Raw genomic sequence first — 25,805 nt, 5'->3', positions numbered from 1 at the left:
GTAGTTGCCCCAATCGATAGACCGTCACTAAAACTGATGAGCATGAGCGGCGGAACATCAACTTAGCTCCGCCACCAGCTTTTATTGACTAAAGCAGTCAGTTTAGATTGACGTTTTACCCCCCCCAATCGTCAGTTCTCGAACCACGTCCCGTGTCTCGTTCGGGTACGCACGAACGAACCCAGCCTCGCAGGAAATTGTCTCAACTCCTCTTCGGTCCAGCGCCGGAGCCAAATGGATCGCGGCGATCTCAAACTGCTCTGCCATTTGGCCCAGCGTTACGTAGGATTTTTCAAACGTTTGAATACTCTCTTCAGTGATGTAGCAACGGTAGTGCTGCGTGTCCGGGCTTCGCAGCTTTACCTGCTTAAGGTATCCACAATCCCGCAAGAGCCGGATTGACCCGATACTAATTCTCAAGCGCGCCGCCGCATCCAGAAGCGACAGATCGCCAGAAAACACGCGCTCCGTTTTTTCCAAGATCTCAGCGCAGTCTATAAGAATTCCAGCCAACCCCTCTACGTCCGGATCTCTCCAAACGCCGGTCAGTCGGCCTGCTGCCCAATCGGCGACAACGCGAGCCAGGGCCACCCTGCTCTGTCGGCTGTACTCCGAGAGGGGCAACCTATGACGTGTCCGAGAGGCAATGCGCAGGCCTTCAAGCCTAGTCAGCAAGGTCTGTACCGAGGACGATGGAACATAGCGCAGAGACGTTCCAAAACGATAGGCTTCCAGAACATTGTGCCGGATCAGTGCCTTAACATGGACCGGATGGATATTCAGCTGGACCGCGGTGGATTTGGTATTCTGCAAACCAGACCAGAAGTCGAGCACGGCAGCCAGATCCTCATGGCTGACATCTTTCATGTATGACAGATCGCTCGCATTTATACCGCGAAGATGAGCGAGAATGCCTCGCACCCGAACCTCGCCGACCCCATGTAGCTCCCGCGCGCGTTCAAGCGTGGTGAGTTTGGGTGCTGTGATTTCCGTACCCAGAACTTTCGCACCGGTCTGCAGCGGATAATTCTCCCGAACGAAATCCTGCACGCAAGACCTGAGCACTGCTGTCGCCGGGTCCTTTTCAGTTTCTTTCAGCCAGGTATAGAATTCGCCCATATCTGTTGTGAAATAAGACCGTTTAGAGGAAGACTGGCGCCTGGCACGCTCCAACTCAGATTTCAGGGCTTCCGGCCCACTCTTCAGAACCTCGAAACCAGTCGACATGCAAGTACGCTCCTGTTCGAAGTCCAAATCCGAACGGCCGACGCCGCGGTCCATAGCAATCGCCATACCTAATGTCAGAGCGGACTGATGAAGATGCGTCAGCTCCAGCGAATCTAACCAGTCACCGGCGACCCCAAACTCAATACGGCGGCTCAGGTAGGTTTCAAACGAGGATCGCCCAAGCGTTGTTGCGTCTTGAGCGGCTTCAAAGATCAGATCCTGGTGACGCGTCACTTGCTCAACCACGTCGTAGGTGAGATGCGCATGCGACGCGTTGGGAAGCTGGAGCAACGGTACGCCATGCTTGGCACAGGTCCCGATCGGCAGCACCAACCACTCAAGAAGTTGAAACGCATTCTCAGGACCCGACCCATTTATGGCATCCACAATACACTTCGGACAGACTCGGGTGGTAGCCCGGCGGAACGAACCCGAGGTGGCAAAGGAATGCCCGACGCGGTACCGACAGGGGCCAACCAATCTGGCCGCCGCCAACTCCAACGCTTCAAGTGGCACCCCAGCCAGTTGTGACAGCCGCTCCAGCTGATCCGGATGGGCTGAACAGATATGGGGCCATCTCAGACCCAGATCTGAACAGAACTCCCTTGTAACACTAAGATTGCGACGTGACAGCCGGGCGACATAGGAAGCAGGCGTCTCCATGTGATGATGAGGCAGAGTGAGAGCGAGTTGTCGTTTCATTGCAACCCTCCGTCCAACGAGGGGTCGCCGTGATCCAACCAGCCCATGATGGTCCTAACATCTATGCTAATGTAGTCTTGGGCAAGGAATGGGTTGAAAGCAGGTATACAACCCGACTTGCGCCGGAATGCTTCTGCAAAATGTCCAAGTCGGAGCTGGGTTTCTCCGTCGTAGAGCGCCTCTTCTATCCCACTCAGACACATTTCGATGATCATTCCAAACTCATTGCCGCCTGCGTGAACCAGCCGCTTGAGAAACTCTCTCTGTTGAAGTTCGTTGGAATGTGTCAGACCAGACTTCTCAACGAACTCAGTAAAGATCTCTGTGACCTCGGGTTCGTGGGATATCCAGCTCACTGCACCCAGGTACACAACATCTATGCGCCTTTTAAGCTGAACATCAGAATTGATCATCTCGATCAGATCGGGCGTGCCAGACAGAACAAGACCAACCGGCCAGTCCTTATCGTTCATAAGCGATTTTAGGGTGTTCACCACATCATTGCGGGTTTTGACGCCTTTGCTGATGTAAAGGTCCTGAGCCTCGTCCAGATGCACGAACAGGGTCCTTCGCAGTTGGAGAAACTGACGCACCTGCGTCCAGATGATCCCAACCGATTTGTCCCGAGCGAGCGGATATCCCAAACCGGACAGGATCGTCATGCCAACATTCTTTAGCGTCGCTGGTGACGGCACCAGTAGCCGGATCACTTCCGCCACATCCTGTCCCTCCGTTGGCAGGATCAGGTCCGTATGATTGTCAAACAAGCGGTCTGCGAGAGTGGATTTCCCACTGCCGGACGCCCCGATCAGAGCAAGACCACGCGCCTCGCTGCGACTACCCATTCGGATAGCCGCTCGTCTTCGGCGCAGATGACGATCAAAAACCAGTTTGAGATCGTGGAACACCTGATGCGAAACGAACATGTTTCGAAGACGCGCAATCTGAGCGTCAATCTCATCAGATGGATCGCCAGGGAGATCAGTCATTTTCAATCCTCCATTTCGAAGTTCTGGGACGATCCCCAGTGGGGCTTTGTCCCTGGTCAGCTGTGTCCTCGGTGGTGTCTTCTCCTTCGTCCATTGACGGGATGAAACGGCCGAACAGATCTGGCTCCGGCGGAAGGTCAAAGCTTTCAGGATCATCCGTTTCGATGCTCAAACCCAGGAACAGATCTTCTCTGGCCCGTTTAAGCCCTGCCGGTGTCTGACGCTTCAGGACAGCCCCGAACCGGCGTTCCTCATCGGAGGTCTTTTGGATGATGGCGTGCAACGCGTCAGAGACCGTCTTCTCCTGAAGCACGGCCTCAGCCTTGTGTTTCAGCCGCAGCTGACGCGCAGTCGCTTCCCACTGTTCATAAGACACGGCGTCAAAGCACTTCTGCAGAGCGCGCGCCGCATACCACTTTTTCCCGATCTGAATCATGATCCAACCGAGATCGTTCAGGTCAACTTTTAGATGAACGTGACGGCGACGGTCGTGCACATAAAACTCACGCAGTGCCTGGCAGGTATAGTCGATGCCAAACAGCCTCACTCCTTTGCCAAAAACACGCCTGCGATACCTCACACCAAAGGCTTTGCGTCGGGTGGTTTCTGCAAGCTGGGGGACAATACCCATTTTATCGGCGAGGCGTTTCCAGCAATTATTGGGGGTTTCGCCGTTCAGCCCGCGGTGCGGCATGTTGTGATACACGTCCACAACGAACCTGATGAGGATTTCCATCAGCACGTCATCTGAAAGAGAAGCCATCTCTTCCGAAGGGTAATCTCCTCGCTCTTTAGGATCGGAAAATGTGCGACCGGCGAGGAGAGGCATCAGGGCCGTCCCAAAGGTTCGAAAGATACGCTCCACGCGCCCGCGCAAACGCGGTAGCCCGCCGCGAGGCGTCTCAACAACCCCATGCGCATCAAAGACCGCACTTCGAAACGCGTCGTCCACAAAAGCAACGCCAAGATCGGTCACCAGGGAACTCACCCCGCCGTAGTGATGCCAGGTCGATTTGCAGCCAGCCGCTATCGCAAGGTCCGATTTGTCGCGTGTGATGTCAGACAAAAGAGCCATGGCGTCTTGGCAATTCGGCTTTTCCGCCAGTCTCATACCCACCACACATCGCGTGGCACAGTCGATCGCGAGGTAAAGCCAACGACGCCCACGATCCAGCTTGGCGAGCTCTTCGGGACTCAAATGATCCAGCGCGCCCCTTTCAGCAAGTATCGTGATTAGATCAACGCACCATTCATCTATCTCAACACGCTCCATTGGATAGCTTGCTGTTACACCTTCCTCATAGAGCGCGAACTTGCGATTGGCGTAGTCCACGCCGTGCCTTTGGACGCATGTGAAATACGGATCAAGCTCAGAAAGTGCGCGCTCAACTTTGCGCCGCGAAGGAATTGTGAGCTCCGGCTTACCCTCAACCATTCGTTGCTCGTTCACAGTTTTAAACCGGTCCCGGCACACATCCGCGACGTTCTTCTTGGTTAGTCTTTTCCGGGTCAAATAGGCTTCGAGGCATTCGCCCAGCAATCTCGAAGCCTCCAGGCAGAACCGCGCAGTCCGGTTGCCAGACCTATGTGTACCCGGGATCAATCCAAGCGGAGAGCCGCCTGCTTTCTCGTATCGTTTCACCCATTCTCTTAAGGTTCTTGGACTGGGTGGGTCCCGATAAACGTTCTTCTTTCCGGCCCTCGGGTTCCGCCAATTGCTTTGGGCAGCCCGTGCCTGTTTGTTTACATGGACCTCGATGGAAGGAATGACGCTTTGAAGCGAGAAATCTGTCCGCTTCGCCTCATCGACACGCTCGAACTGGTAAAACCCGTCAACCCAAGAGAAACGCCAGACTACTTCGGATCTCACGTCATCTGGCAAGCTTGCTATTGCTTCAACACCCGCACTCATTCGCACGTCCTGGCGTTCAGGTAGATAATACCCGGGATCAAAGGTCACATCAGGCCTTTGAAGGAGGTCGGCAAATTCGTCGAATGTGAGAGACAGGTTCCGGCCAGTCTCATCAAAATCTTCGAAGTGGTAACCAAAGTCGGTTTTCCGGTCTAATTTGTACATCCGGCCATCTACCGTCAGAAGGCCAAAGACACTCACTCTGAAAGGCAGGTTCATGTTGCACCTCCCTTCGAAAGCAAAGTGTCGAGATCAATCAGGTGCTTTCTGTCGGCCGTTAGAGCGTCTTCAAAGACCGCGATCACGATGCTCCTGAACCCTGCGCCTCCGAGCGCCAACAACTGGCACAGCTCGTCGACCGTTACTGGAAAACAAACGTCACGGATGATGGATTTGAGATGAGCTTGATGCTCTGAATTTCGCGTCTTTGAGAACTCAACGAAACGTTGTGCGTTGAGGGCCTCCGCGCGGGTGAAATCGCGCTCCGTCACCAATACGATGTCATCAGCAAAATCCTTGCGCATCGCCGCGCGGATCTGCTGCAGCTCGCGGCAGAAGTTCTTTTCCTGAACCTCCTTCCGCGGTTTCACCGCTATGGCCAACCGACGACCGTTTTTTAGCTCCGCCAAAAAATCAATGAAGTGAGTTTTCCGATTGCCTGATTGATCGCGGTAGCTGATGAATTGTGGCTGTTCCCAAACATTGGTCACTGCAGGGTTAGCCAGCAGCAAAAACAACACTCGCTGTTCCAGTTTGCTTTCAAATTGAACGACCCTCGGGCGGTTTTGCCCAGGCAATTGCATAACAACACCGCCTCTGGAGCTATGCGTCGATCTCCGGGGGATACCCCGTGTGGCACGGCTGGGCTCAGGCGACATCTCGCCCGTCAGTTTGAACTCTTCATCTTTCATGTCTGTGATTTGGAGCGCCGACCAGCTTGGGCTGATCGTGCCTCTCCACCCTCTTTTGGTGTTGCTTGGGCAAAGCCAAGCCACCTCATCGCCAAAAGCGACGACGAAACAGTTGACTTTGCGATCATGGCGGGGGAAGAAGGTGTATCGGTTGCGTATCGATACTGAATTCAAAGGCCTCGATGGGTTGCCGCCCTCGGGGCCTTACCTTTTCTTCCATTTAATACGGTTTTGCTAGCTCATCTTTGGGCACCTCCATTATCCATAGCGTTCCGGCCACAGGGCCTCAGGTGTTTTCCCTAGCTTTTCTGCTATGGCTTTCTGGACGTAGTCGGAGCGCCTGTATCCTTGTGACACAGTAGACACCGAGCTGATGGAACGGCCGATGTCTCGGCTCAGCTTCGCCAGTGAACTGCCCTTAAGCCGAAGGTCACATTTGATCTGCTCATGTTTGGCGAGATCGACAATCAAATTCGCTGTCATGTCAAAGGTTCCGACTGATTCCGGTTACCAAAACCTACCAAAAGACCTCGCATATGTCATTTTTATTGTTTTTTAGCAATGTGTTACACATTCATGCCCCAAAGTTTCAATGCCATGTCGGAAGACAATCAGCTAAGCTGCTGAAACGCCGATGGCTTTGCGCCAAGAGACGCAAGTTGAGGTATCTGACGTTGAAGGAACTGGGTAAGGCTTGAACACAGTAGTCGAAATAAAATTCGGCAGAGTTCCGACTATTTTCCTGCGAGAGACGCCAAATGCGTGGCAGCCATACCTGCGCCGCAAACTCCTCGCTCTACTCAAACTTAGCAAAACCCATAAGGAATTTGCCACGCGGCTCGGAATTAGCCCGTTGGTTGTGCGACGGCTCTTGGACTTGCTTGGCGTCGATTATGTTCAACGCCTCAATAGGCAATATAAAAAGGGAAAAACCTGCTCAGATATTGCCAACGCAAACGGGATGAAGCCTGCAACACTGTCCAAACTCTTTAGGGAACGAGGCTTTGAGGTACAGCGTGGGGTTCGCAGACCCAAAGTGCCAATACATAAGCTGCGCCGCATCTGGACAGAGACCCAAGTAATCGACAGGGTGGCGCAAAAATTCAAAATCCATTGGAAAACGGCACTACATCTGCTCGAGGAGGAAAAGCTGATTGTAGATTGCAAAGGTCGACCGAGAAAACTCTCAAAATCATCACGGCCGCCGTAGGTTTTTCGTATACGCCTCAGGGGCGTTTCAGAAAATCTAGTTTAGTCACGGCCGGCCCACACAGGTCATTGAGCGCCGTTTTGAAATGCTGCGTTTGAAGCCCGCATTACTGCCGTTAGCTGCTGCCGCATCATCATACGTCCACAATGGCAGTAATGCGTAGAAAGCAGGCTTTGCGAAGTTCAACGGACGGCCCAAAGTGGATAAGACCACGTCTGCGGCTGTCGCCTAGCGCGGGTTCTGAGCCGTCCGATGCTTAAGGCAGAGTAAACCTCTATTTCTTACGGTTCGGTCGCTGTGTTAGTGCCGAACCCGCGGCAGATTTTGCAGCCTTGGATGCATTCGGGTTTCGCAGTGTTTTAGATGCCGCGCTTGCCGCCCTTTTACTGGTGACTTCCTTAGGACTACGCACTTGCGTCAAAGCCGATCCAGCCGCAGACTTTGCCGCTTTGCTGGCTTTAGGATTCCGTAAAGTCTTGGCAGCGGCAGAGGCGCCTCGTTTACTCGTGGTTTCGGTATTTCTGTTTCTGGTCATTTTCATTCAACTTTCGATATTTGAGGAGGGAATTTGGCCCGGCTAGAAACCGGGCCAGTAACTGGTCACGCAGCTTCGCGACCGTCCATCAGCCGCGCGAACTTTGTTTTCCAACCTTTTGTGTGAATCAGCCGCGTAAGGTGCAGATCTTTGTTCAACACCTCTGCTTTGCTCAGACGCGAAAACTGCGCCCAATTCTCACCAAAGACGTAGATCGCATTCCCTTTGCGGATGCTTTCCAGAACAACGATACCGCGATCTTTAAACACATAGGCGATGTAGTCGGAGAAGCCTCCGGCCCCGATAAATTGCTCATCCGGCTCAAAATCGAGGATAGTTTTCTGGCGGTCGAAAATCACGCTTTGTGTATTCTCCGACAGCCGCCCGAGACAACCTTTCAGATGTGCGTGCAATTCTGGCCACGGGTGTTTGCCCGGAGGTAACATATTCCAGTTAAGCCGATTGACCTTGAGTGCTGTGTATCGATTGAGATCCGCCTTAACCAGTTCACACTCGCCAAACAGTTCCAGCAGGAGATTAATTTGATGGCAGATGGCTTCGTAGTTGCCTTCGATATTTCGCAACACGGGGCTCACAATGAATGCATCACCACCCTGCTCGACGTAGCTTAGCTCGACTCCGGGCTGCTCAATATGAGTGCGAGGATAGCACTGTTGATATATGTCCCGGAAATCCTCGTGTTCCTCCTGGTGACCGCCTCCGGCCCACTGTTTCCATCGCCAGCGAACAGTACGCACGTAACGCTCCTCTTTGGGTCGCTCCCTGTGCACGTTCCAGCGCCCGTCCGCGTTGAACCGGCTGATCGGCCCAACTGCGTTCGGCAATACGGTATCTCCAATCTTTGGATTACTTGGAAAACCGGCGCGAGACAGTCGTTTCTGAAGGCCTTCGTTGAGCTGAACCACCGGCCGGAGCTCGGCTCCAACTGCAATTCCCGCAAGGTAGTTTGCTACATTTCGGATGCGTTTCTTTCGAATCATCATGTTTATCGTTCCTTATGCTCGACGGTTTGGCTTGCTCGCGTGACACTATTTTCCTTGACCGAGTCTGCCGTTCGTCATACATTTATTGACGAAACCGTAGGATACTTCGCCAAATAAAAACGCCAAAATGGCGCTATGCAATTCCTACGTTATCGTCATAGTAACATATCGAGGGGCGTCGTGTCAACTTCAAGTGGTTCCAATGAGGTTTTTGGTGACAGACTGCGGTCTGCGCGCGAAAAACGGCAACTTAACCAAACTGAGCTAGCTAAATTGGCCAAACTTCAACCATCTGCGATTGGGCACTTCGAAAGCGGAAGACGAAAGCCATCATTCGCTAATATTAGAGCCCTATCAAAGGCCCTGAACGTGACCTCCGATTTCCTTTTAGGAAGATCATCATCGATGGAAGGAGCCGCGACAGCCTTCAGAAATGCAGAAAACCTTTCCGCATCGGACCGAGAGAGCATTCAGTTAATGATCGACACGCTGAGCAAACGGAACCAGGAGAAAGGTGATTGACAAAATTCAGACTTAAGATGGCTCGTCAACGTGGAGAGCAGATCGCTAAAGAACACGGCTTCGATAGCTTTCCTGTAGATCCTTTTAAGATTGCAGCCGACAACGAAATCTTTGTCGAAGCAAAGCATCCCGAGAAGCAGGGTATGAGTGGGTGTATCATCTTCACCAATGACGGGGTGGGGATAATCTACTCCACATCGATCCGAAGCGAAGGCTTTCAAAGATTTACTGTGGCCCATGAATTGGGCCACTATTTTTTGGATGACCATCCTGAAGAAATCTTGAAAACTGGTGGAGCTCACGTTTCCAAGGCAGGCTTCAATCAAGGCGGCAACTCCATCGAAATCGAGGCCGACCACTTCGCGTCCGGAATGTTGATGCCCACAAATCTTGTGAGAAAGCGGCTAGCTAAGTCCGGTGTCGGCCTACCAGGCATTCAAGCTTTATGCCGAGATGCAGAAACGTCCCTTACCTCAGCAGCCATACGTGCAGCCGAATGCGCAAGCTTCCCTATGGCTGTCATCGTCAGCCAGGGAACCAATATTGCCTACGGTTTCTTGTCTGAAAGTTTCAAAAGACTAGGCAGTCTAACGTACCCACGAAAAGGGATGCCTTTGCCAGAGAGTGCAACTCGAGAATTCAATGCTGACCCCTCAAACATCCAGTTTGGAAGAGAGCAGTGTGCACAATCATCCTCTTCTCACTGGTTTAGTGGTGACAAAGACCTGCCACTTGATGAAGAGATCGTTGGCCTTGGGTCTTACGGTTACACCCTCACTGTCCTTTCCAGTGAAGCCGTGGATGAAGATCCTTATGAGGAAGAAGACGAGGAAGCGAAGCTTCTGGACAGCTGGACGCCGAAATTTGCCTACGGACGTTAATGCGTACGCAGCGCCCTGTTGGATCAGCAATGACGGCTAAGGGCTCCGAGCCGATCCGCGGCGATGCAGAGCCAAGATCGTCATTTCCTCAAACTGAACGTCAGCTTGCATTCGTAATTTACTTTGTGTTCGCACTCGCGGAGAAAGTCCGGTTACCGCCCGTTTCATTAAAATAACAACGCGTTCTTGCGCAAACAGTAAAGGCGCAGCCTGCTCCGCTGCACCTGTTTTGGTGCAGCGGGATTTGGACAAGCCAAACGCCCCTGGCCATCAGGGGTAAGGCGCTGCCTTCCCCCTCGGGCAACCCTATTAGACAACACCGTGTCCTCGGCTACGCTTGCGGGCCGCACCACTATTGTCGAATAGCATTGCCTCGCCCCCATCCGCGTTCGCCACGTGGCAGATCAGCAGGAACAGGCGCCTTCGGCGACTGATCTGCAAATCAGCCCTGATTTTCCCAATGGAGAAGTCAGGATCATTGAAACCGGTCGAGGTGCTGGATGAAGGATGTGAGGCGAAAATGGAAAGGTTCTGTCGCTGGTGGCAGAACTATGTGTCGCCTGACAAAAACCTGTGGAACGTCGCAGACCTTTGACTCAATCGACGATCAAAACCTCAACAAATCAGTGAACCACATCATTCAATTCCGACCCAAACGTCAGGCATTTCTGACCCAAAACAAGAAAACCTAACCTTCGTCGAAACTGCCGGGAAAGTACCGAAAGAACCCAAATTGCAGGATGCTGCTCACTACACGAACCACAGTTTTTTGGAACCCGGCCACTACAGCACCAAATCCAAACCATTTTTTGCCGAGGGCTAGTGACAAAAGACAGTTCGTGATTGGAAATGAGGTCGAACTTTCTGAATAGGCCTCCCGAGTTCGGCTACTTGGAATGGCGTGATCTCTCAAAAATTCCAAATAAGTACAGAAAGGAAATTAACGTGATGATAAGCGTGGCTATTGCCAACGTCAGACTTGCATTTGGAAGACTACTACTACCGCCCAAAAGCACAAAGAAACCAAACGTAGGAAGGCTTTGAAGTAGGAATGAGGCAAAAAGAAAAACCACTCCAATTCCGAACAGAAGTGATTTGATAATCCGATCAAATTGGCCCCTTGGAGCGTCATTCAATATTATCCAAGGCTCATCACTGCGTATGTTCGTCGCCCGATCCGAAAGCCCTATGACGGCATGAAGAGAGAAAATTGCCAAGAGCATTCCAACAATAGAATAACTCAATAAGAACCACCCCATTCGAATTTCGAAATTGATAATAGGGAGCTTGATACTCCAGTTGAAGTACTGGGATCTGGCTTTGAAAAAGGATTTCTCGGGCTCAACTTCTCCAATTGCCCTACGGTCTACAAACCTTGCAAGTTCGGCACGCGCTTCAGCTTCGGTGAGGGTCATAGAACCTGCCAGGGAAAAAACCCCAGTGGCCTTGAAAACGTCAAATGGTGTTGTTTCCGCTCGCCCATCCAAAAACCATAAGTATTGAATCCCATCAGGCTGACCGGCTTTCCACACTCCGAAACACGTCAGGTTCCAAGCTTCAGCCGTCGTATCCCGCCTGAATCTAAATTCTGCACAATTTCGGCCATATCCACTGACATACATATCTTCGTCACGCAATTCTCGTTGGACCCCTGCCTCTTTTGCACCTTCTTCCTCTGGCAGCGGATACCAGACCAGTTCGCCCTCAGGCGACATGGCGATCGTCTCCGTAATTTGAAATTGATATTCAATCCCGTTTTTGAGAATTACTCTTCCGCTGATCGCTTCAGAAAGCTGTCCTATGTATGCCTTTGCCGGTGGTGACGACTTAGCAAACCTCTCGAAGTATTCATCAGGAGCATTCCTTTGCGCATCAATTGAGAAGCTTCCGATAATGACCTCTGCTTCGTAATCATGGGAGCTCAAAACGCTTGCCAAGAACGCCCGTTCCAACTGGGAATAGTTGTTGCGAAAACCGACAAAATCAAACAATGCCAATAGCACATAAGCCCCGGACACAGCAGAAATAAATGAAATATATCTTATTCTCTTTATGAAGTTATCCATTCTAGTTGCTCAACTCACATAACTGAAGGTTACTTCTGCTCGCATTCACTATCTGCCGATTGTGAATATCATACACCGTGACCAACCGACAATTTATTGCCAATTGTGCGGCAAATCTATTCCATGATGTTCGCGATGACTCCAGCGCCAATGGTTCGACCTTCCTCAAAGATCGAAAACTTTTGGAATTTATGCATAGGAGCTGGTGTATCCAATTTAACTTCGAACGACTGGTTGTCGCCTGGCAAGACCATCTCGGTCCCCTCTGGTAAAACTACAAGTCCAGGAACCACCTTGTCTCCGATGCTAAACAGCGGGCGGAAGTTTGAGAAAATCGGGCCGCTGCGACCGCCCTGTTCCTTGGTCAGCAAATAGGCTTCGGCCTCAAACCTTAGTTGAGCGGTCGGCGCGCTTTGACGGTTTGACCCACCTGTAGGAGGCATATAGAAGTCGACCGCATCCATTAGGGCAGCCACACTTCTTACACCTGTCTCTGGCTCTCGGTCCTGGAGAGCCGCCAAAGCGGACCCCGCAACTACGGGTAAAAGATCTCCGGGGTATTCATAAGCACTAAGCAACTCGCGCGTTTCCATTTCAACCAGTTCAAGCAATTCCGCGTCTTCTACTTGATCGATCTTGTTCAGAAAAACGGAGATCTTTGGTATTCCAACCCGAGCGGCCAGTTGGATATGCTCTCGCGTCTGCGGCATTGGGCCGTCGGCGGCGTTTACAACCAAGATCGCTCCTTGGACCTGAATAGCACCGGTGACAAGTGTAGCCACCCAATCAGCATGACCAGCGCAATCATATAGAGACGCTCTCTCGCCTCTCCAAGTCGTCTCAATTGAGGCAACCTGATATTCTCCAAAGTCAAATTTGACCTTGGATGGTCGAGAAATATCTTGGTATGATACGCCATTGCCACGGATTTTTGAAATCGCAGCCGCTAGCGTAGTTTTGCCGTGGCCAATGTGTCCAATGATAGCCAAGCTCGGGTTCTCTGACCGGCTGCGCGCCAAACTGTGCGGTGCAGTCAGCGACAAACTCGAAGCTAATCCTGAAACGATTACGTGGCGTCTAGAAAGTTCAATTTTCATGGTGGAAACCCGTTCCTTGATCATAGGTGTGGAAGCATGACGATTCAGGTAACAAGGGAAGTCCAAGCCAATACTATTCGCAAACGCCTCCAACGTATTGGACGTAAGCATCCTTCCTGAAAAGTTTTTCGATTTGTTCTAAGTCGGTTGGAAGCATCTGAAGTATCCAAGCTGATCCTTCGGGGTCATCTCGAAGAAGGTGAGGCGCTTCCAGAACCGCGTCGTTCACATCTACCAGCCTACCCGCAACCGGAAGTGACAACTCTGTCGCAGCCTTGTCTGACTCTACCACCGCAAACTCGAAATTCTCGCCTAGATTATCGCCCTCGCTCACTCCCAATTCAATGAGTGTGATTTTGCCTAGCATGCAGCTCAAATGGGAGGAAATTCCGACTAGGATGTACTCTCCGTCATACCGGGTCCACATGTGTTCTGCGCTATACAGTACTGTCGGGTCCTCGGCCAACGCAGATGACAGAGGGGCCCAGGTGGTGGCTGATGCCAGCAATGCTCTGAGTTGCTTCCAAACCAATGAAACTCTCCGAGACATCTCTAAAGAATAGTCAAAATACTACACCAAGCCTTTTTCTTGATCTAGCTCCGTTACGTTTCAAACCGGAGTGGCGACAAAACCCGCTGTTTTTGCCACTTACCCGAAGCTTTCATTCAAAATCTACAAGTACGCGAGGCCCAACCCTATAACGACGAATGTGAAGACCAGACACGCAGGCTCTCGGTATGAACGAGGGAGCCTCGGGGGGCAGGTCATCAGGTCTCAAAATAAGGTTTTTTGTTGTCTTTCTCATAATGGCTTCATCCCACTCACGAGTTGAAGATTCCGGCAAACTCGAGACGGTTCATTACCTAAAGCGCTATAGGTTCCAACCAGAGTTCTAACGTATTTCGGCGAGGCTTTGCTCTCTGAAAGTCAGTGAAGTCGGAGACAGATACATTTGCCTGTAGTCCCATTGACAGCAAAATAGAATTTACGTCTTCGACCAGTTTCTGAGCCTGGTCGAAGTCTTCCGGAAAGAAAAATCTAACTTCGTGTTTACCTGCGGCAATCGACGTACGTTCCTCTCCAGGCAAGATGTAGCTTTCAGCTTTCAGCCTTTCTGATATTGCTTCAGCTAACTCGCGCGTGGAGCCTGCAAACTGAAAATAGACAGTTGTAGTCGCCAAAGAGCCAAGCGTTTCAGAAGCAACTTCTGTAACTGCCTCTTGGATAGCTGCACCATCCGCTCCTTGCTGAACTAACGCTTCAGTCGTTGATGCTTTCTGGGTTAACTCAAGCAGTTGTTTATTCATCGCTGCCAATTGAGCTCCGAGCGTGTCAACAGACCGCGCCACCGTTTCTAAATCACCTGCGCTAGCTAACCGGTTCAACTCTACTCCGAACTGTTCTGTTCGCGTCTGATAGTCAGATAAGTTGTTATTCAGCTTTTGAAACTCATCAGCTAGGTTTTGTCGCGAGACGTCAAGCTCTTCAGACTTTTCTCTGGTAGCCTGGAAGAATATTTCAGTTTCCTCCTGCATTTCCTCGGCTAAACGGCGTTGCGCGCGCGTGTCAGATCTGACCTCCCTTAGAATCTGCTCACGACGTTCCAGGTATTCATCGATGCTTTGGAGCCTTACAGCAGCGGCCTCAGCCGCATATCGTGCGTCTGAGGCCGCTCTGGTCGCATCTTCGATCACCCGTTCGGCCTGCTCAATGGCAGGTTGCGCGGCATCAGTCGCAAGATCGGCGGCCTGGTCCCTGACCGTATCGACCACAGACCAACCAAACACACCTAACACTGCTCCCACGAATGTGCCCATGTAGAGGTATTTTCGGAATAGGCGTCTTTCGACATCAGAATGAACCCGCTCGGCTATCTCAAGTTCTAATTTCTGAAGATAATCGTGATCTATTTTCATCGCAAAACACCCAATCAAATTTGTTGTTTTCATATGTCAAGACAGTAAGGGCTTTCCGTTGCGGCTCTCGTGCCTGGGTGGAGTTGACCAACCACTATTTTTGTTTTTGCGGCAAATACAAGTTATGACGGCGGTTGCATAACATTGCGATGCGAAATTACGATCTGCTTATTCAGCAAGCGTCGCATCAACAACGGCAGGGATCGAGTTAGGTCAACCACCGCCTATCTTTCGTCCCAATCAGCATTTTTTCCGCGCGTGTCTATATGCACAAAGGTCGGATATATGCCAACACCCCCGCGAAAGGCGCCTGTACTGCGCAGTTTCTTTGCGACCTTGCTCCAACGTCCCGAATTACCTGCACCCCCTCCTAATACACGGAAATCAGCAGCATCAAACTGCATGTGGCGGCTCGACGTGGCGCCACCTACATGGCGATTATATTCCGGGCTGCGGTACACGCTGATCAGCTGAATCGGAGCCCCGAGTTCCTTTCGAATCCGGTCCAGCGCATTTACGAGCGGCACAACATTTTGGTAGAGTTCACGCGGGGGATCAGTATTCAGGCCAACGCCAGTATTGTTCGTACCTTTTTCCAACAACTCTCGCCAGTTAAAGTGTTGAATGTGGGACAGGTTTTCCGTCCAGAACAGTTCGAAAGGGTGAAGATTGCTTTTTCCAGAAATTATCGTCGCAACTGCCGATTCAACAGGGTGGGGGTTAAAGCTGCCGGTTACCCCGGTGCCTCCACCGGTAGCGGAAGCTGCCTGTGCGCCTGCTGGAGCCGCCGCGTTCGCTGAAAGGATGCCGCGGGTGCCATATAGCCTTTGCAGTTTAGTCTTGCGTTTTGACCCGTATGAGGAACCAAAGTGAAAACCCACGACTGTTACGAAGGCCGTCGCCATGGCTCCGAAAGCGATGTAGAAAACCTCTAGGTTATTACCCGTAATCCGACGTACGATAGGGTCGCCCTCCGCATCGACCATTTCGCTTTCTTCGTTAAAGCGGACGTCCTCAGGATTTATTACCTCACCCTTTACATTGACTAAGACTTCCTTGCCGATTGGATTTTGCGCAATCAAGGCAAGGAACATAAAGAACGCAATGACGATGATGAACGAAAGCAATGGGTTGATACCTGAAACCCACCAGCGATCAGATAACGCCGCCGTATCGGCATGCGCGCGGGCAGCTTCGGTGTCTTCAAGGGTCTTTTGGAATTCCGCTAGCTCTTGCTCATGTGTGTGCTGTTCGCTAGCCAGTTCGTTGCGTTTGCTCTCCAACTCTTCACTACGCATGGCTTCGAAAGCGCGGTTTTCAGCCTCGGCCATACGATTCGCGACCTCTTCAATTTGAACCTTCAGTTCAGCCTGAAGCTTGGGGTCTTCTTGGACTAACTTTTTCTGTTGTTCGGGCTCGAGGTGGCCGATGGCCGCCTCAACTATATCGGCTACGTCCTTAGCTATCTGTTCTCCATCGTCGTCATCAATTAAAGCACCGATGGGAGGCAGGACGAGTTTGGCAATATCCAGTAGGTTCTGCAATTTAGCGTTCATTACCGTATTCCTGCTAATTGTGGCTTGCCCGGAACGCCGTTTTTGCCTCGCGGGCCCAATTCAGGCGACCATCAAAATGCTTGATTCCGGGCCGTTCAAATTTATCCATGAAACTGCGTGTGGCGTCGGCGAGCGAGCCCGTTCCTTGCAAATGTTGGAGCGCCCGCTTCTCAGTCGTTTCGAGTTCGTGCTTCAAAAAGCCGTAGTTAGCGGCGTCGTCTGACAGATTGTCGAAACCGTTTTTCTCGCACCAAGCTTCGAAAGCGCGACGGCGCGAACCAGTCCATTGGCACCAACCCCAACCGCCGCGAGAACCAGGCACAATGGGTTTGATTTCTTGCATTGTTCTAAAGCCCGCGCATTCATGGCCGATATTGCCAAGGACGCCGCACGCTTGGTCCAGTGTGAGACCTAAATCAGTCATCAAGCTACTGGCAATTTCGGGAGATTTAATGCGGAATAGCCCGAATGTACCGCCCGGGTCGGGCCTCGACTCGGGCTCCGTTTCCTGGCTAACCGCGACCGAGGCAACGATAGCACTCGCTGCTTCGCGCGGATTGACTCGTGGTTGAGTAGGCAGTGCTGCCGCCGGAACGTCGATGAGAAGCTCGTCCTTCTGTTTCGACCCGGAAGAAGAACCAAAATGGAAACCGATAATTGTGGCGAAAGCTGTGGCAAGTGTGCCGATGGCAGTATAGAAAATCTCTTCGTTTTTTAGTTCTTCTTTCGTAAGGATGATAAAAACCAGTGTGCAGATGAAGCCCATGATGATGATGAGCGATAGCACCGGGTTGGTTGCCGCGACCCAAAACTTGTCGGATTCGGCGGCCTCTAGTGCGTGATCTCGCGCAGCTTCGACGCTTTTGCGTTCCGCATCAAGCCGATCCATCTTCTGTAGGTGGCGTTGCTCGCGTTCGGCCATTTCGAGCTCGATGAAGGCCAGATCAATTTCCCTTATGGCCGCGAGCGTGCGTTCCTGTTCTGCAAGAGCTGCGACCTCGAGAGCGGACAGTTTTTCGCGCAACTTGGCCTCAGCTTTCTCGTCTTCCTCGAGGCGTTTCGCTGCTGCAGCAAGTTCAGCTTGAGTGGGTTTATCTTTATTGATGCCAAGAACCTCTTTTACAGTCGCGATGGCGGCTGTCTGGATATCTCCATCTTGGCGGTCGGATTTCAGGACCTTGAACAGGCTAGGTACGACTTGCACGGCCAAGCCCAGCAATCCTGATAAAAGCATGCTCATAAAAAGCACTCCAAAAAATGATCAGTCCAAATGTTGTTTCTCCTGCACAGCCAAAAAAACAGGCATTGCCGGCACTTAAAAAACTGCTTAAACGGGAACATTGTGCCATGTTTCACCCTCAGCTTCAAGTTTGGGCAGGCCGCTGCCCCCAAATGATGGAGCTATCCCATTCAAAATTGCCGATTGTAAGACACCCGCTATCGCTTCAGCGGAGGACCGTAGAACATGCTCATCGAAAGCATCGGCACCAAGGCCGCAGGCGAGTGAGACGTCCGGCAGCATCGCGGGCCCAACCGCCGCAATTAGCGCAAGATACATATTGTCATCGGCGAGGAATCCCAACAAGTTCGAGTCGTCGGAATCATCCGTAGCAACAATGTGGATGCGCCGGTTTTACCCGAACTGCTTGACCATGTTTTGACGGAGGAGCAAGTTAGTTCAGTGGCGACTGGCGACGCCTACTGCACCCGCAATTGCCACGAGGTGATTGTCGTTCGCAGTGCCGCTGCGAAAGATCGCCATGCCCCAGCAACATAGCTTAATAGTGCACAAAGTCACGAACTGCGTACGTCTTAAAGGGGTGTTATGTGAAGCGATCGTAGGTTGAGGAACGTCCAAGCAAAGTGAGGTCATGGGAAGTTCCAGGAGCTGAAACCCAACCACCTGCCCAGCTACTCTGTATCAAACTTCTGGATCACCTCCGGCGGCAACAAATGCCGAAAACACGGAGGGGTATTCTCCCACAACTCTTCATCTGTAAAAGGTTCCGTTCGGACTTCAAAGTGAGTGTCGTACTCCCCGCCGGGATTATCCAGATTGACCCCCAATATCTTGAGAATTTCGCGCAGCCTTTCCTGCCCCGCCGGTGTCGAAATTTCACCCGTGCGCTTCAGCTCACGAAGCTCCTTCCGAAAGTCACGTGCACTGGGCATGGGCAGTCTTTTCTGAGGTTGGTCTTCATTCATGGCGGGTTGTTGCAACTCCCAATCTGTTCCGACATTCCACAGCGCCAGCAACACGGCTGCGATGTGCCGACCACTGAGATTTCACGAAGCAAGGCCTGAGATCTTTGGATGATCTGGCCTTCAGGCATCTTCACCATACCATCTGCGTAACGCATCTTTAGAATAAACTCTTAGTTGTACTATCCGGCAGTTGATCGGCGATACATCATCACGATCAAGTTTGCGAGCGAGATGAAATGGCATCATCTTAAGGTTTTCCGCCAACTGCCCGAGCGTAACATACTGCTGTTCGAATTCTGAGATGCTTCGTTTGGTGATGAATTGCTTCACATGATTGGTGTCAGGATTCCTTCGAGAAACTGCCTCTAAGTACCCCTCATCTCGCAACCGCCGAATGAAAGCCACACTGACCTTGAGATACCTCGCAGCTTCATCGGCAGAGAGGTCCCCAATGAGCTTGACCAGAACTTTTTCGGACAGCAGGGACCACTCAACTTCAATTGCTTGCAACCCAACCCCCTCACCACGACAGAGCTTTCCGTCGAGTTCGCCCTGCACCCAAAGGTCGATGATTTGAACCATAGTAACTTGCTTTGAGCGGCAAAACTCCCTCAGCGGGACAACTGATCTGTCGGGCAGTGCAGTTGGCAAACCCTTGAGTTTATCAAGCAGCTTTTCCGCTTGATTTCGCAGTACATATCGGAGTGAAGACGTGATTTTGATCATGTCGAGAACGCCGCATGACTGTAGCGCCTTAATTTGAGGCCTAGAGAGACCAAGCATCCGTGCTGCATCTTCGAGATTGATCAGACCTTCAACGTATGCCTGTGCGCGTGCAAGCTCATCCACTCGAACATCAGTTCGCAAGTTGGCTTCTGCTAGATCCACACCGTCTAAATGACCAAGCAGCCCTTTCAGGAACATGACGCCGAAACCCGATCTCTTTCGCGCCTCATGCATGTTCAGCAAGGTCTGCTTGGGAGCCACCCGATCGAAGACTTCCTTCCCTGTCGGTACTGGATAGGTTTCGAATATATGGTCGCATGTCAGGTCAACCAACGGTGCCAAGGTTGGGTCTTCATAATACTCTCTGAGCCATTGATAAAAAGGCCCCATATCTGCACTGAAGTAGGGTCGATCTGAGGTGCTTTGTCGGTGCAAACGTTTCAGCGCGGCTTTGAAGCCATCCGGTCCAGCGCGCACATTTTTGAAGCCCAGTTGGCACAAGCTGCGTTCTTGCTGGCTACCAAGGGTCTTCATGATCTTCATTTTGAAACCTTCGATTGCAGCACCCAAGTTCAGACAAAGGCGGTGTATTTGCGTCAGATCGAGATCTTTCAGCCAGTCGTTTTTTGGGCCTCGTTGAATTCGCTCACGAATATACCGTTCGAATGCAGTTTGCTGCGCTGTCTCAGGGCTCATGCAGGCACTTTGAACGGCATCAATATTGTCCAGTACCCGGGCAACAAAATCATAGTTTGTATGAGCATGATTGGCGGGCGGGAGTGTCATCAAATAACACTTGTGCCGCCCACATGTATGAAGAGACGTGACGGCCCATTCCAGAAGTTGAAACACACCATGAGGTCCGATTTCAGTTAATGCCGTCACCACACATTGCGGGCACAAACGTACGGCAGTTCGACGCATCGTTCCAAGGGTCACAACGGTCTGTCCAAGCTTGAAACGACCCTCTCCTACTTTCCCTGCAGTATGCGCACTAAGCTTCTCAGGGCTTTCACCGATTAACCAGGCCAAACGTTCCATCTGATCATCATGCCCGCTGCACAGATACGGCCAACGCATTCCAAGGTCCGTGCAGAAATCACGCGGTGTCCTCCCGAAAAGCTGCGCAGATCGGCTCACGTATCCATTGAGTGACTCTCCCTCAATAAGAGGGGGCGCGAGCACAAGAGGAGCTGTCATACACTTACCCCGCCAAGAACATCACGGGCACGAATCCGTGTGAAATCCTCCGCAATGAAAGGGTTGAGCCCATCAATGGCTGCTGACCGCGCGTGAAACACCTCCGCAAAGTGTTTAGTCTGCAACGCCACAGTGAGACCTGCGGACGTAATCGCCTCCGTAATAGATTGAACCGTCAATTCAGCCAGAAGCCCAAACTCATAGTCCGCTGCATGCATAAGGCGGCGCGCAAAGCTCTCGGACTTTAGTTCATCTGAAATGGCAATGCCTGCGCGACGGGTATATCCCTTTACGAGATCGACTACGGACTTTGCATGCCGAAGGTCATGCAATCGATCAATCTCAATCGGATACAGCCGTCGTGCAAGCTGCGCATCTTGATTAACGATGTTTTTGAGATCAGGCATCCCGGTCAAAACAAGCCCAACCGGCCACTGACTGTTTTCCATCAGAAACTTGAGTGTGTTTACGACCGCTTGGCGTTCTTTGTCGGTTTGATATCGCGCCAAATCCTGCGCTTCGTCCAGATGCAAGAACAGTGTTCGCCTTAGTTCCAACTGGCGTTTGACCATATCCCAAACCACTGGCCCCGACTGGCTTCCGGAATAAGGATATCCCAACGCGTTCAGGGTTGCCGCCCCCACGAACTTCATCGTCGCTGGGGAAGGAACCTGTAGCCCGATGAACTCGCAGACTTCCTCTTCCGGGTTCGACGCAATCAAGGCCCGGTTTTGTTTGACCAGTTCCCGGATTGCGGTTGATTTGCCGCTGCCAGACTGTCCAATAAGGACAATTCCACGAACATTAGACGTGATGCCCTCCGCCAAGTCCGCCCGACGTTGGTCCAGCAGCATTTGAAAGTTCTGCTCCAGCTTTCGGTAAGCCTTGGTTGGCACATATGCAGACCGCAAATCCTGAACGATCCGCCTGATTTGAGGATTATTCATCGTCATCACTGAACCTCCAAAACTCGACTGGATCATCGTCGTTAACATCGAAACTCTCGTTTGAGGGTTCGATTTTCCCATTGGTGCGATCACTAATGACGTCTGACAGGAACCCGCCATTCGATTTCGGGCTCATCTCTAGGTGTGCTTCTGTGCTTTCGGGATCAGGTTTGAGATTCAGACCCCAGAATGTCTCGTTTTCTGCACGCTGGATCTCACGTGCAGACACACTGATCGGCCCCAGGCGTCGCCAGGCACGTTGCTCAGCATCTATCGCCTTCATCCGTGCAATGGCCCTGTCGATGGTTTCTTGATTAATGTCGGTCGCCGCTCGATTTTTCTGGCGCACATCTGAGATCGTCCGCTCCCAGGACGCAAAAGACACCCCCTCAACGCCGTCAATGAGCGCGGGCACCGAGCGCCAAGCGTCATCAAACCAAATAGAGACATGACCAAGATTTTCCGGATCAATGCGCAGGTCAAGTTCTTGCGAGCCATGTTTTTTGAAATGATGCGAAAGGCCGGTCGAATGATAGTTGATCCCGCAGACGAGGACTCCATGTCTCCCGGATTTGCGGGTCATATCCAGACCAAGAACGTGCCTCAGCTTGTGCTCGCTGGGAGCGGGGGACCAGCCAAACTGGTTACAAAGCTTGTCCCATGCGTCATTCGGCGAAGCATATTCCAGTCCGCGGTGGCTTTTGACGTGATAGACATCAACAATGAACCGAACTAACAGCTCAATGATACTCTCGGCCGTATGAACTGCATATTTTTCTGATGGATAGTCCCCCCTTTCGACTGGGTTGCCGAATGTGCGCCCTGTCAAGTAAGGCATCAGCATCATGGCCAGGGTTAGAAAGATACGTTCCACTCGGGCACGCAGCTTTGGTACGCCAGCTGGCAAGACTGAATATCCAATCGACAGGTCCGAAACTGCCGCCTTGAAATCCACGTTTACGAAGGCATGACCGTTATCAACAGCTACATGATGGACGTGACCAAATTGCTTCCAGTTTGTTTCGCAACCGAGTTGCTTTGAGATGTCAGATTTGTCGCGCATCGCCATCCAAAGGACTGCCTTTGCGTCCTCTGAGCTGGGTTGGCGCGAGAGTTTTAGGCCCAGTATGGATCTTGAGGCTGTGTCTAAAGCTGCGCAAATCCAATATCGACCAATCTCGACGTCACGCAAACTGTCATTAGTAAAGTCAATACCGGCCTCCGCAAGAATGGCCATCAAGTCGATCTGCCACTCATCCATCTCCACGCGTTCCAGTGGGGCTCTGACGTCGAGACCGCCTGAGTGAGCTCCAAGTTTATTCTTCGCCACCGAAAGACCTTTGCGAGCAGCAACGACTTCAAACTCATCTAAGGCCTTGACCCGGCGGCGCACCGTACTTTCGGAGACGTCCTTCAGCGGAGGAAGATCGCTCAACTTGCGGATCTTGTTTCGCTCTCGAATGTCACCCGAGATCGCGAGGTGAAGCTGAGTGACGGAGATCTCACTGACGTGGAGAAACTCGGGCAAATGGGATTCAATAATAGCTTCGCGTTCGGCGTCGATACCTTTCGCGTTAGCGCCATTGAATATCGTTTTGCGCACCAGCGTCATTGGATCTCGCGTGGGAGCCCAGACGCGCACCCATTTCATCAAACTCCCCCGACCGGGTGCAGGCCATGAAAGGGATACAGCAAATCCATCATCGATTTTTGATTTCGACAGATCAGTCAAAATCTGCTTATTGACACGTCGATGAAGTTCAGGAATGAACTTGATGCACGACGCCTCGGAGCGCGATACTTCATTTTGAGCCTCTGCAGCCAAGAACAGCCGTACGAACAATTCCTTCCAAAAGACCAGCCACTTTTCGGTCTGTGGAAGTCTGTCAATCAGAGTTCGCCCAGCAGATGCACGTCGTGCCACCTGCCGACTCGCAAAATACCCATACTCGATTGAAAACGTTCCCTCGTCGATGAGTTGCCGAAGCTCTTCATGGGTAAGGTTGACGCGTTCCCCATCGCCGTACAGCGCTTTGATTTGTACCGAGTGCTCTTTTGCGTGCTCGACAATATGTACTTCACCGCGCGCGACTATGGCATCACACGTTGAAATCCGCAGTTTCGTCATGGCTGCATCTCTGGCAATGACACGCTTGTCAAAGGTGTGATGACACTGCGTTTTTCTGCAGACAACCGACCATCATAAATGGCTCGAAAAACGGCTCGGAAGCCGCGCCCACCCAAACCAACCTCGCTTACCAGATCCGCAATGCTGGTTGAAGCGACAAGACCGGCAACCGCATTTGCAACCAAGAGATCAGCTTCACGGTCTTTATGCTGGCGACACAAATGCAGAAACTCTGCATTCTGGACCTCTGCGGGATTTAGGCTCTTTTCAGTCACCAAAGCCAAGCGATCGGCAAAGCTAGGCGACATGCACTTTTCGACTGCGCGAAGCGTGGCTCGGAAATTGATCTTCTGGACCCGATCATATGGCTTAACTGCAATCGCTACTCTCAATCCGCATCGAAACTGAGCCAAGTAGTCGGGGATGTGCGTTTCCAGCTTGCCAGTAAGACCCTCGAAAGAAATTCGTCCCGGCTGATCGTGAACATTCCAGATATCGGCTTGGGCGCAGAGCGTCAGGAGCGTTTTCCGCTCCAGATTGCTTTCATAGATGATTTGTCGCGGGTGTTTTTCTGCTGGCATCTCGAAGATGGCAAATCCCCTGACGCTCGATTTCGACCGAGCCGCGAAGCTTCTGATGCCTGTACTCTCAGACGGTGGACAATATGCGTGATCGTCGATGTTGCTTTCAGTCATGTGACTATCAGTGAGGACCGGCATAACCGGCAACTCACAGGTCCTCCTTCAGATGTAGATGAGCGGGACCGCCCCGCAGGCTTACCTGCAGGCTTGACCGGTCTCGGTTTTTGGGTCATGAAAGAGGTGCATTTGGGCTTCCAAACTTAAATGCACCAAGTTTTAAGGCCTTCGAGGGTGCCAGCTCTCGATGGCCTTTTACTTTTAGTTCATTGGGCTTCCCCCTCTCTAGTATTTGGAAACAACGCTTCCGGTGCTACGCCGAGCGCATCAGCCAGTGCTTTCTCGATTTTCTGAGATCGGCACATACGCTTTCCGACCAACGTCAAGGCAGAGTCAGTCACCCTCAGATCGCGGGCCAACTGAGCCAGAGATGTTCCCCTGATTCTCAGTTCAGCTTTCATTCTTTCGTGGGCGTCCAGGTCGCTTTTCGTGGGTTTTCGCATGCAGGATGTGTCCAATCGATAGATCGCAACAAAAGAAAAATTGCCACCAGCTAAGGAACTCCATCACCAATGGTCAACACTGCAAGATGCTGTATTTAAACAATTTTCAAATCGGAACAGTTGTTCCGCAGGGTATAATTGTTCCGGTGTCGGCTATCCACCTGAAATCCCGAAGATTTCATCAACTAAGGTTCTTGAGTATCTTAGTGCCCGACGGTTTGAGGGAAAATGCGATGGCGCGCGACAAGGAGAAATATGACGTCATTGTGCGTAAGATCGCATCAGAGCGCTTGAAGGAGTTCCGAGATTCGGAAGATCTAAGCCAGGCTGAAATTGCTGCACGGATCGGGATTTCCGCGAGGACCCTTCGTAACTACGAATACGAAATTCGGGAGTTAACGCAGGCGACGCGTCTCAGGTTCATCGACGAGTTTCAGGTCGATCCTTTGCCAACGAATATGCTGTATCAGGAACTCGGCCTTCGACCACCTGAGGTAGCCGACCCCAACAGCCGCGCAACTGCGAAAGGCAAGGGCCTCCTGAGGCAGCTACGTCTGGAATGCCGCGCACATAGGAAGAATAACTTCTCAAAACCCGCTCAGATTTTGCTGCAAATACGAGACCAGTTGTACGCCGTGTCATCAATCTATTTTGGCCTGGTGCAGCTCAGTCTGGAACTCGGTGTACCACTGGTGCCTGAATTCTATAGACCGGACTGGATGGTAGGGGCATCGATGGTTTTGATTGTGATTTTGTTGCCTTCGTTGCTTTTAGAACTCCCATTGATGAAAGTTGCGACGCATCTGCTGCGGCGCAAGAAGTCTCAGCTATGATCCGCAGCGCAAAGCCAGGCGAGGTTTTCATAGGTCCCTCTGATGCCCGCCATGCGCAAAACTTCTGCTCGAACGTAGGCAACTAACTTAAATACA

Annotated in this window: 22 protein-coding genes; 4 read left to right on the top strand and 18 right to left on the bottom strand. The window is 51.7% G+C overall.

Annotated features, from left to right (window positions below; all coding sequences use genetic code 11):
- Positions 1-102: 102 nt before the first annotated feature.
- The 5 genes from ABLN87_RS13095 to ABLN87_RS13075 all read right to left on the bottom strand — a co-directional run bounded on the left by ABLN87_RS13095 (position 103) and on the right by ABLN87_RS13075 (position 6,224).
- Positions 103-1,890, bottom strand: a complete 1,788-nt coding sequence (locus ABLN87_RS13095) for a TniQ family protein (protein ID WP_353011075.1) — start codon at positions 1,888-1,890, stop codon at positions 103-105.
- Between the two features lie 35 nt (positions 1,891-1,925).
- On the bottom strand, positions 1,926-2,918 hold the full coding sequence (locus ABLN87_RS13090) for an ATP-binding protein (RefSeq protein WP_353010861.1): 993 nt from the start codon (positions 2,916-2,918) through the stop codon (positions 1,926-1,928).
- On the bottom strand, positions 2,911-5,049 hold the full coding sequence (locus ABLN87_RS13085; RefSeq protein ID WP_353010859.1) for a Mu transposase C-terminal domain-containing protein: 2,139 nt from the start codon (positions 5,047-5,049) through the stop codon (positions 2,911-2,913). Before ABLN87_RS13085 ends, ABLN87_RS13090 begins: the two co-directional genes overlap by 8 nt.
- The gene (locus ABLN87_RS13080; RefSeq protein WP_353010857.1) at positions 5,046-5,741 is read right to left on the bottom strand and encodes a TnsA endonuclease N-terminal domain-containing protein; all 696 of its coding nucleotides are present in this window, start codon (positions 5,739-5,741) and stop codon (positions 5,046-5,048) included. Before ABLN87_RS13080 ends, ABLN87_RS13085 begins: the two co-directional genes overlap by 4 nt.
- A gap of 258 nt (positions 5,742-5,999) precedes the next feature.
- A complete protein-coding gene (locus ABLN87_RS13075; protein WP_353010856.1) occupies positions 6,000-6,224 on the bottom strand; it encodes a helix-turn-helix domain-containing protein in 225 nt (74 codons plus the stop codon).
- 211 nt (positions 6,225-6,435) lie between these two features.
- Between ABLN87_RS13075 and ABLN87_RS13070 the strand changes: the two genes are divergently transcribed.
- Complete coding sequence (locus tag ABLN87_RS13070; RefSeq protein ID WP_353010854.1) at positions 6,436-6,951, top strand: hypothetical protein; 516 nt, start codon at positions 6,436-6,438, stop codon at positions 6,949-6,951.
- A 600-nt stretch (positions 6,952-7,551) separates the two neighbouring features.
- Here the strand turns inward: ABLN87_RS13070 and ABLN87_RS13065 are convergent.
- A complete protein-coding gene (locus tag ABLN87_RS13065) occupies positions 7,552-8,490 on the bottom strand; it encodes a hypothetical protein (RefSeq protein ID WP_353010852.1) in 939 nt (312 codons plus the stop codon).
- 135 nt (positions 8,491-8,625) lie between these two features.
- On the opposite strand from ABLN87_RS13065, the gene ABLN87_RS13060 reads away from it, so the two are divergent.
- Both ABLN87_RS13060 and ABLN87_RS13055 read left to right on the top strand, forming a co-directional pair.
- Entirely contained in the window at positions 8,626-9,012 is a 387-nt protein-coding gene (locus ABLN87_RS13060) for a helix-turn-helix domain-containing protein (RefSeq protein ID WP_353010850.1), read from the top strand.
- Positions 9,009-9,893: an ImmA/IrrE family metallo-endopeptidase gene (locus tag ABLN87_RS13055; protein WP_353010848.1), complete on the top strand. Its 885-nt coding sequence runs from the start codon at positions 9,009-9,011 to the stop codon at positions 9,891-9,893. The genes ABLN87_RS13060 and ABLN87_RS13055 overlap by 4 nt, the downstream gene beginning before the upstream one ends.
- A gap of 887 nt (positions 9,894-10,780) precedes the next feature.
- On the opposite strand, the gene ABLN87_RS13050 is transcribed toward ABLN87_RS13055, so the two are convergent.
- From ABLN87_RS13050 to ABLN87_RS12995, 12 genes are all read right to left on the bottom strand, one after another.
- Positions 10,781-11,959 (bottom strand): hypothetical protein, encoded by a 1,179-nt coding sequence (locus ABLN87_RS13050; protein ID WP_353010847.1) that lies wholly within the window; start codon positions 11,957-11,959, stop codon positions 10,781-10,783.
- A gap of 116 nt (positions 11,960-12,075) precedes the next feature.
- Entirely contained in the window at positions 12,076-12,978 is a 903-nt protein-coding gene (locus ABLN87_RS13045; protein ID WP_353011073.1) for a GTP-binding protein, read from the bottom strand.
- A 151-nt stretch (positions 12,979-13,129) separates the two neighbouring features.
- Positions 13,130-13,606, bottom strand: a complete 477-nt coding sequence (locus tag ABLN87_RS13040) for a glycine cleavage system protein H (protein ID WP_353010845.1) — start codon at positions 13,604-13,606, stop codon at positions 13,130-13,132.
- Positions 13,607-13,920: 314 nt separating this feature from the next.
- Positions 13,921-14,973 carry a hypothetical protein gene (locus ABLN87_RS13035; protein ID WP_353010844.1) on the bottom strand — a complete coding sequence of 351 codons (1,053 nt, stop codon included), beginning with the start codon at positions 14,971-14,973 and terminating at the stop codon, positions 13,921-13,923.
- 224 nt (positions 14,974-15,197) lie between these two features.
- Complete coding sequence (locus ABLN87_RS13030) at positions 15,198-16,529, bottom strand: YcbK family protein (RefSeq protein WP_353010843.1); 1,332 nt, start codon at positions 16,527-16,529, stop codon at positions 15,198-15,200.
- A 13-nt stretch (positions 16,530-16,542) separates the two neighbouring features.
- Complete coding sequence (locus ABLN87_RS13025) at positions 16,543-17,769, bottom strand: phage tail tip lysozyme (protein ID WP_353010841.1); 1,227 nt, start codon at positions 17,767-17,769, stop codon at positions 16,543-16,545.
- A 671-nt stretch (positions 17,770-18,440) separates the two neighbouring features.
- Positions 18,441-18,788, bottom strand: coding sequence for a hypothetical protein (locus ABLN87_RS13020; protein ID WP_353010839.1), 348 nt, complete (start codon positions 18,786-18,788; stop codon positions 18,441-18,443).
- 66 nt (positions 18,789-18,854) lie between these two features.
- The gene (locus tag ABLN87_RS13015) at positions 18,855-20,660 is read right to left on the bottom strand and encodes a TniQ family protein (RefSeq protein WP_353010837.1); all 1,806 of its coding nucleotides are present in this window, start codon (positions 20,658-20,660) and stop codon (positions 18,855-18,857) included.
- Positions 20,657-21,613, bottom strand: a complete 957-nt coding sequence (locus ABLN87_RS13010; protein WP_353010835.1) for a TniB family NTP-binding protein — start codon at positions 21,611-21,613, stop codon at positions 20,657-20,659. Before ABLN87_RS13010 ends, ABLN87_RS13015 begins: the two co-directional genes overlap by 4 nt.
- The gene (locus tag ABLN87_RS13005; RefSeq protein ID WP_353010833.1) at positions 21,600-23,735 is read right to left on the bottom strand and encodes a hypothetical protein; all 2,136 of its coding nucleotides are present in this window, start codon (positions 23,733-23,735) and stop codon (positions 21,600-21,602) included. Before ABLN87_RS13005 ends, ABLN87_RS13010 begins: the two co-directional genes overlap by 14 nt.
- Positions 23,732-24,430, bottom strand: a complete 699-nt coding sequence (locus tag ABLN87_RS13000) for a hypothetical protein (RefSeq protein WP_353010831.1) — start codon at positions 24,428-24,430, stop codon at positions 23,732-23,734. The genes ABLN87_RS13005 and ABLN87_RS13000 overlap by 4 nt, the downstream gene beginning before the upstream one ends.
- 209 nt (positions 24,431-24,639) lie before the next feature.
- Positions 24,640-24,834: a helix-turn-helix domain-containing protein gene (locus ABLN87_RS12995; RefSeq protein ID WP_353010829.1), complete on the bottom strand. Its 195-nt coding sequence runs from the start codon at positions 24,832-24,834 to the stop codon at positions 24,640-24,642.
- Between the two features lie 275 nt (positions 24,835-25,109).
- On the opposite strand from ABLN87_RS12995, the gene ABLN87_RS12990 reads away from it, so the two are divergent.
- Entirely contained in the window at positions 25,110-25,709 is a 600-nt protein-coding gene (locus ABLN87_RS12990) for a helix-turn-helix domain-containing protein (RefSeq protein ID WP_353010827.1), read from the top strand.
- The last annotated feature ends 96 nt before the right edge of the window (positions 25,710-25,805 follow it).

Source organism: Ruegeria sp. SCP10 (assembly GCF_040329495.1).
Classification (GTDB): domain Bacteria; phylum Pseudomonadota; class Alphaproteobacteria; order Rhodobacterales; family Rhodobacteraceae; genus Ruegeria.
Note: the sequence above shows the minus strand (reverse complement) of the source record. Positions and strands in the feature narration are given on the sequence as shown.